This window comes from Actinomadura logoneensis (assembly GCF_003428695.1).
Lineage (GTDB): Bacteria > Actinomycetota > Actinomycetes > Streptosporangiales > Streptosporangiaceae > Spirillospora > Spirillospora logoneensis.
In genome coordinates this window covers 1-5,978 of sequence record NZ_QURH01000873.1, presented here as the reverse complement: position 1 = coordinate 5,978, position 5,978 = coordinate 1, and the positions used below count along the sequence as shown (strand labels likewise).

8 protein-coding genes are annotated in these 5,978 nt (G+C 74.0%); 1 reads left to right on the top strand and 7 read right to left on the bottom strand.

What is annotated here, in order from left to right:
* The first annotated feature begins 169 nt into the window (after positions 1–169).
* Positions 170–850 carry a class I SAM-dependent methyltransferase gene (locus tag DZF91_RS29470; RefSeq protein ID WP_117360374.1) on the top strand — a complete coding sequence of 227 codons (681 nt, stop codon included), beginning with the start codon at positions 170–172 and terminating at the stop codon, positions 848–850.
* Between the two features lie 160 nt (positions 851–1,010).
* Here DZF91_RS29470 and DZF91_RS40565 read toward each other — a convergent pair whose 3' ends face one another.
* The 7 genes from DZF91_RS40565 to DZF91_RS29440 all read right to left on the bottom strand — a co-directional run.
* Entirely contained in the window at positions 1,011–1,157 is a 147-nt protein-coding gene (locus DZF91_RS40565; RefSeq protein WP_158588077.1) for a hypothetical protein, read from the bottom strand.
* A 108-nt stretch (positions 1,158–1,265) separates the two neighbouring features.
* Positions 1,266–3,014: a SulP family inorganic anion transporter gene (locus tag DZF91_RS29465; protein WP_117360373.1), complete on the bottom strand. Its 1,749-nt coding sequence runs from the start codon at positions 3,012–3,014 to the stop codon at positions 1,266–1,268.
* Complete coding sequence (locus DZF91_RS29460) at positions 3,011–3,382, bottom strand: ArsR/SmtB family transcription factor (RefSeq protein ID WP_117360372.1); 372 nt, start codon at positions 3,380–3,382, stop codon at positions 3,011–3,013. Before DZF91_RS29460 ends, DZF91_RS29465 begins: the two co-directional genes overlap by 4 nt.
* A 2-nt stretch (positions 3,383–3,384) precedes the next feature.
* On the bottom strand, positions 3,385–3,672 hold the full coding sequence (locus DZF91_RS42760; RefSeq protein WP_117360371.1) for a DUF3073 family protein: 288 nt from the start codon (positions 3,670–3,672) through the stop codon (positions 3,385–3,387).
* Between the two features lie 162 nt (positions 3,673–3,834).
* Positions 3,835–4,632 carry a glycerophosphodiester phosphodiesterase gene (locus tag DZF91_RS29450; RefSeq protein WP_235834648.1) on the bottom strand — a complete coding sequence of 266 codons (798 nt, stop codon included), beginning with the start codon at positions 4,630–4,632 and terminating at the stop codon, positions 3,835–3,837.
* A gap of 174 nt (positions 4,633–4,806) precedes the next feature.
* Complete coding sequence (locus DZF91_RS29445; RefSeq protein ID WP_117360369.1) at positions 4,807–5,754, bottom strand: CU044_5270 family protein; 948 nt, start codon at positions 5,752–5,754, stop codon at positions 4,807–4,809.
* On the bottom strand, positions 5,751–5,978 hold a 228-nt coding region (locus tag DZF91_RS29440), incomplete at its 5' end, for an RNA polymerase sigma factor (protein ID WP_268915988.1). The genes DZF91_RS29445 and DZF91_RS29440, both read right to left, overlap by 4 nt.

Sequence of the window (5,978 nt, the reverse complement as noted above, 5' to 3'; positions counted from 1 at the left end):
GGCCCGCCCCCCGCCAGCCGCCCCCCGGGCTTCGGCCGCTGACCCGCTCGCCGGGCCGCCGTGTCGGCCCACCGAGCACCTGCACCGCCACCCGGGCCAACGGAACAGATCCGTCGGCAATCGGTTCGCGGAACCCCCGGCGGCGTCCACCGGTCCCTAAGGTTGGGGGATGGCGCATTCGTCCGACTCGGCGTCCGCGGCGCGGGCGTTCGACGCTCTCGGTGTCCGGTACGAGCACGCCTACGGGCACCTGCCTGAGCAGCACGCCGCGCTCGACTGGCTGATCGACCGGCTGCCCGCCGGCGCCCGCGTGCTGGACATCGGCAGCGGCACCGGACGCCCCACGGCGGAACGGCTCGCGGAGGCCGGATTCGAGGTCACCGGCATCGACGTGTCGGCGACCATGGTCGAGATCGCCTCCCGGCAGGTCCCCGCGGCCGTCTTCCACCAGGTCGACGCCCGCGACTTCGAGACCGAGCCGGGATCCTGGGACGCGGTCTGCGCCTTCTTCCCCTTCCTGCAGATGCCCCGCGCCGAACTGGACGCCGTGCTGGCGCGCGTGGCGACCTGGGTCGCGCCGGGCGGCCACCTGGTGCTGGCGACCGTCCCGGCGGACGTGGAGGAACTGGAGATCACCTGGATGGGGCAGCGGGTGCGCGCCACCAGCTATCCCACCGAGGTGTACCTGGAGCGCCTGGCCGCCGCCGGCCTGACCGTCCTGCACGCCGAGGTCAGCCGGTTCACCCCGGACTTCCCGGGCATGGGACCGGAGGAACAGCTCTTCTGCTACGCCCGACGCCCTACCGAGGAGCGGATCGCCGACCGCGGCGCCACCGGCCCCGCCGACTAGTCATTCGAACGACAGGCACAGGCCGTGGCCTTACGCGCCGCCCATCTGCGACTCGGGAACGCCCTCCGTCGCCCCGGGCACCGGGCGACCATCGCCGCGACCATCGCCGCGGCCATCGCCGCGTCCATGGCCCGGACGCCGACGGCGCCCGCCGCCCCCATCAGCTGAAGTAGTGGACGTCGGCGTAACCGTCCTGCGCCGAATCGCCCGGCGACCAGGCCGTCCAGGTCGTCCAGGCCCGCCTCGCCGCCAGCCGCCTGCCCGCCTCCTGCCGTGCCAGGTACTCCTCGGTGCGTACCGACCGCACGATCAACCCCCTTTGATCGTCCTTCGGCACTCTCACCGTAGGCGCCGGCTCAGAACCTGGGCTCGGCGTGCCTCTCCCCGGGGACAGGCCGGTGCGGGTCTCGGATGATCAGGCCGGACGGCCTGGAGAAACCGCCTCCAGGCCATCGGCCACGGGGTGGAGGTGGGCGCGGGCGTGGGCGATGGCGGTGGGGGTGTCGGGGAAGACCAGTCCGTCGCGGCGGAGGTGTTCGGCAATCCCGAGGGTGGTCAGGATCTGGTCGTGGGCGGGGTTGACGCCCGACAGCAGGACGAGGATGCCGCGGTGTTCCAGCCGGGTGATGGCGTCGCCCAGGACGCCGGCGCCGGTGGCGTCCAGGGTGGTGATGCGGGACATGCGCAGGATGACCACGCGGACGTCGGCGACCTGGGACAGCTCCAGCAGGAAGCGGTGCGCGGCGGCGAAGAACAGCGGGCCGTCCAGCCGGTAGGCCACGATGTGATCCTCCAGCAGGGACTGCTCCGCGGCGGTGTGGTCGCCCCCCTGGAGGGGGACGGGGCGCAGCCGGGCGGTGCGGGCCACGTCGCGCAGCGCCAGCAGGACCGCCACCGCGACGCCGACGGCCACGGCGGTGATGAGGTCGAACGCCACGGTGACGGTGAAGGTCAGCACCAGGACCGCCCCGTCGCGGCGGGTGGCGCGGGCCAGCGCCGCCAGGGAGCCCACCTCGACCATGCGGACGGTGGTGGCCAGCAGCACCCCGGCCAGCGCCGCCAGGGGGATGCGGCCGACCAGGCCGCCGGCGGCCAGCACGATGACGGCCAGCACACCCGCGTGGGTGAGGGCGGCCAGCCGGGACCGGGCCCCGGCCCGGACGTTGACCGCGGTGCGGGCGATCGCGGCGGTGGCGGGCACACCGCCCAGCAGGGGGGCGGCGAGGTTGGCGACGCCCTGACCGAACAGTTCGCGGTCCGGGTCGTGCTTGTCCCCGACGCTCATCGCGTCGGCGACGGTGGCGCACAGCAGGCTCTCCAGCCCCGCCAGCGCCGCCACGGCCAGCGCCGACGGCAGCAACGCGGGGACCGCCTCCAGGTGGACGAACTCCAGCGAGGGGGCGGGCAGCCCGGCGGGCAGCGCGCCGATCCGCGCGAGGTCCAGTCCGGCGGCCTCGGCAAGGAGCGTGGCGAGCGCGATGCCCGCCAGCGAGAACGGAACGCCGGGCCGCCAGCGGCCGCCGATCAGCATCAGCGCCGCGACGGCCACCGCCATGGCCGGGGCGGCGAACGTGGGATGGGCCGCGAACCGGGTCGCGGCCTCGGCCGCCGACCGCCACACCTTGTCGGCGTGCACGCCGGTGACGCCGAGCGCGGCGGGCACCTGCTGCAACGCGATCACCACCGCGATCCCGGCGGTGAAGCCCTCGATCACCGGGGTCGGCAGGAAGGCCGCGAACCGGCCCACCCGCAGCACGCCCGCCGCCATCAGGATCAGCCCGGCCAGCAGCCCGACCAGCAGGACCCCCTCGGGGCCGTACCGGGCCACGATCGGCACCAGCACCACGGTCATCGCGCCGGTCGGGCCGGACACCTGGAGGTTGCTGCCGCCCAGGACGGCGGCCAGCGCCCCGGCGACCACCGCGGTGACCAGCCCGGCCCGGGCGCCCAGCCCGGAACTGACCCCGAACGCCAGGGCCAGGGGCAGCGCCACCACCGCCACGATCAGCCCGGCCACCAGGTCACGGCTCCACGACCGCCGCGCGACCGTCCAGTCGGCCCGTCCCGGCAGCAAGTCCGCCAGACGCCCCGACAGAACACGCAGACGTCCCGGCAGAACACGCAGACGTCCCGGCAGGTCACGCCGCCGGTTCCGATCGTTCATGCGCGCTTCTCAGCGGTCGGCTCGGCGGTCGGCTCGGCGAGCTCGTCGGCCTTCAGTTCGGCCAGCAGCTCCCGCTGGCCGGTCAGCAGGTCGGTCAGGATCCGCCGGGCCGCGCGCATCAGCTCCGACACATCGGCGCCCGCCAGCTCGTACACCACGGTCGAGCCCTCGCGGCGCGCGGTCACGATTCCGGCCCGGCGCAGCACCGCCAGCTGCTGCGACAGGCTGGAGGCCTCCACACCGGTCGCGGCCAGCAGGTCGCGGACCGCCTGCGGTCCCTCGCACAGCAGCTCCAGGACCCGAACCCGCACCGGATGCCCGAGCGTCTTGAACAGCTCGGCCTTGGCCTGATGCAGCGGAACCGGCATCCTCACCCCTCCGCCCTGTCGCTGTCACCTTCACCGTCGGGCGCCGGTCCCGCGACCGCGACGCCATTCGGGGCAGCCGGACGCTCCGGTTCCGCCCCCTCATCGGCGGCCTCCCCGGCCCCGCCCTCGGCCGGGTGCGGGTGCTCCTCCTCCGCCCGGTCGACCAGCGCCCCGCCGCCACCGGTCGCGCCCAGCTCCCGCCGCAACCGGTCAAGATCGACACCGCCGCTGTGGTACTTCAGTCCGCGCGCGACTTTCGCCTGCTCGGCCTTCGCCCGACCACGCCCCACGATCCCGGCCTCCTCACTCCCGGCGACACGACCGCCGGATGAGTTGCAAGTCTAGCCAATTGCATAATTCATCAAGTCATGGTCGGCGTGTGATCGCACACACGGAATCACGCCTGGGACGGGTCCTCGATCCCTGACTGCGACTGTGCTGCGGGCGGGCGGCTAGTGGCGCCAGAGGCCGCGGGAGGACAGGACGTGGCGGAGGGCGACCAGGTCGTCGGTCATGATCCCGTCGACGCCGATGTCGATGAGGCGTCCCATCACGGCGGGGTCGTTGACCGTCCAGGCGTGGACCTTCAGGCCGAGGTCGTGGGCCTTGGCGACGAACGCCTCGGTGACGAAGGGGAGGGGGCCGAGGCCGTAGGGGACCTGCGCGCAGGCCACGCCGGTCGAGGCCAGCCGGACGAGCTTGGCGGTCGGGCCGCCGTAGGACTTGGCGCGCAGGGCCATCACCCCCCGCGGCCCGAGCGAGGTGCAGACGTCCCGGTCGGTGAACATCGGCAGCCGGGCGCGCATCTGCGTCAGGCGGCGGGTGGAGAAGGACGTCAGGCAGATCCGGTCCCAGGCGTTGGTGCGGTGCAGGACGCGGGCGAGCGGCCCGATGACCGAGGCTTCCTTCAGGTCGATGTTGAACCGGGCGTCGGGGAACGAGCCGATGAGGTCCTCCAGGCGGGGGATGGGCTCGGTCCCGTGGATGCGGGCGCGGGCGACCTCGGAGTAGGGGAGGGCCTCCACGGCGCCCTTGCGGTCGGTGACGCGGTCGAGGGTCCGGTCGTGGAAGGCGACGACGACACCGTCGGCGGTCGCGTGGGCGTCGGTCTCCAGGTAGCGGTAGCCGAGGTCCACGGCGCGCTGGAAGGCCGCCATGGAGTTCTCGGGGCGTCCGCCGGCGCCGCCTCGGTGGGCGAACGCGATGGGACCGGGGTGGTCGAGGAAGGCGTAAGAGCTGCTTGGCCGCACCCACCAGATTATGGCGGCTCCAGGGAGGCGTCTCTTCCCTCTACGAACTTTACCTTACTTGGTAAAGGCGTCGGCCTGGGTGATGCCCCTCGCCATAAGCCACCCCAACTATCGACGACCAAGTAAGCCTCCCCCGGCCGAGCCGTGCAAGGCGGGCCGGGGGAGGGGGCGGTCTCAGCAGGTGCCCGGGACGGTGCTCGGGTGGGGAGCGGGGGTGTCGTCCACGACGGAGGTCTTGAGGACGGCGGTGGAGGAGATCTCGTTCCCGTGGCGGTCGAGGGTGCGTTCACCGAGGAAGGCGTACGTGGTGCGGTCGAAGACCAGTTCCTCCCGCAAACCGTCGGAGGTCCTGGTGAGGGCGACTCCGTGCCGGCCCGAGGCGTCCGCCGCGTCCCGGGTGACACCGACGCCGGGGATCCTGGCCAGCGCGCGGTAGAACGCGGACCTGGCCTCGGGGGCCATGCTGGTGCCGATCACGTCGGTCGCGGCGTTCCAGAGCCGTTCGCCTCGGCCGCCCTCGCCCGCGTGCCGTGCCAGCAGCTCCAGCACCTCGGCGCGCTTGGACGGCAGGGCGCCGATGTAGGGGCGTTCCAGCAGCGGTGCGGGGCCGCAGGCGCGCAGGACCTCCTCGCCGTCCGGCCGCATCTGGTCCGCCTCCGGCGCGGGCGATCCGGCCGGGACGACGTTCCTCTCCCGGATGAGGCCCGGCCTGGACCCGTCCACCGACAGCCACTCGGTGCGGTACCGCAGGTAGGGCCGTCCGCCGGGACGCAGCTTCTCGATGCTCTGCTGGTAGATGTACTGGTCGCCGCGGGGCAGGGGGACCGGGGTGTGCAGGGCCGTCAGCGCGGCGCGCTCCATCAGTTCGTCGGCCTTGGCAGAGGACCGGTCGGTCAACGAGCCGGTCGCGAGCGCGGCGGTGATCGCGGTGGCGGCGACCGCGGCGGGCACCAGGGCCCAGCGGATCGGGCGTGCGCGCGTGCGCCTCGGCCGGGGCGCGCCGGTCCCGCCGGCTCCGCGGGCCTCGGCGATCTCCGCCTGCAGGCGGGTCTCGGCGGTCGTCAGGTCGAGGGTGTGGGGGACCTGGCCGCGGAGCAGCCGGACGCGGGTCAGTTCGTTCATCGCTGCTCCTCGGTGAGCGCGGAGGGGTCGGTTCCGCCGAGCGCGTCGCGCAGTTTGGCGCGGACCCGGTTCATGCGTGAGCGGACGGTTCCGGCGGGGATGCCGAGGGCCCGTCCGGCCTCGTCGTAGGTGAGTCCCGCCCAGGCGACCAGCAGCAGGACGTCGCGCTGGGCGGCGGGGAGCCCGGCGATCGCCGCGGCCAGGCCGCGGCCCGCCGCGCCGGC

What these genes read in the sequence shown, in the direction of transcription:
- DZF91_RS29470 (WP_117360374.1), top strand. Translation starts at nt 170, where the DNA reads ATGGCGCATTCGTCCGACTCGGCGTCCGCGGCGCGGGCGTTCGACGCT.
- DZF91_RS29465 (WP_117360373.1), bottom strand. Translation starts at nt 3,014, where the DNA reads ATGAACGATCGGAACCGGCGGCGTGACCTGCCGGGACGTCTGCGTGTT.
- DZF91_RS29460 (WP_117360372.1), bottom strand. Translation starts at nt 3,382, where the DNA reads ATGCCGGTTCCGCTGCATCAGGCCAAGGCCGAGCTGTTCAAGACGCTC.
- DZF91_RS29445 (WP_117360369.1), bottom strand. Translation starts at nt 5,754, where the DNA reads ATGAACGAACTGACCCGCGTCCGGCTGCTCCGCGGCCAGGTCCCCCAC.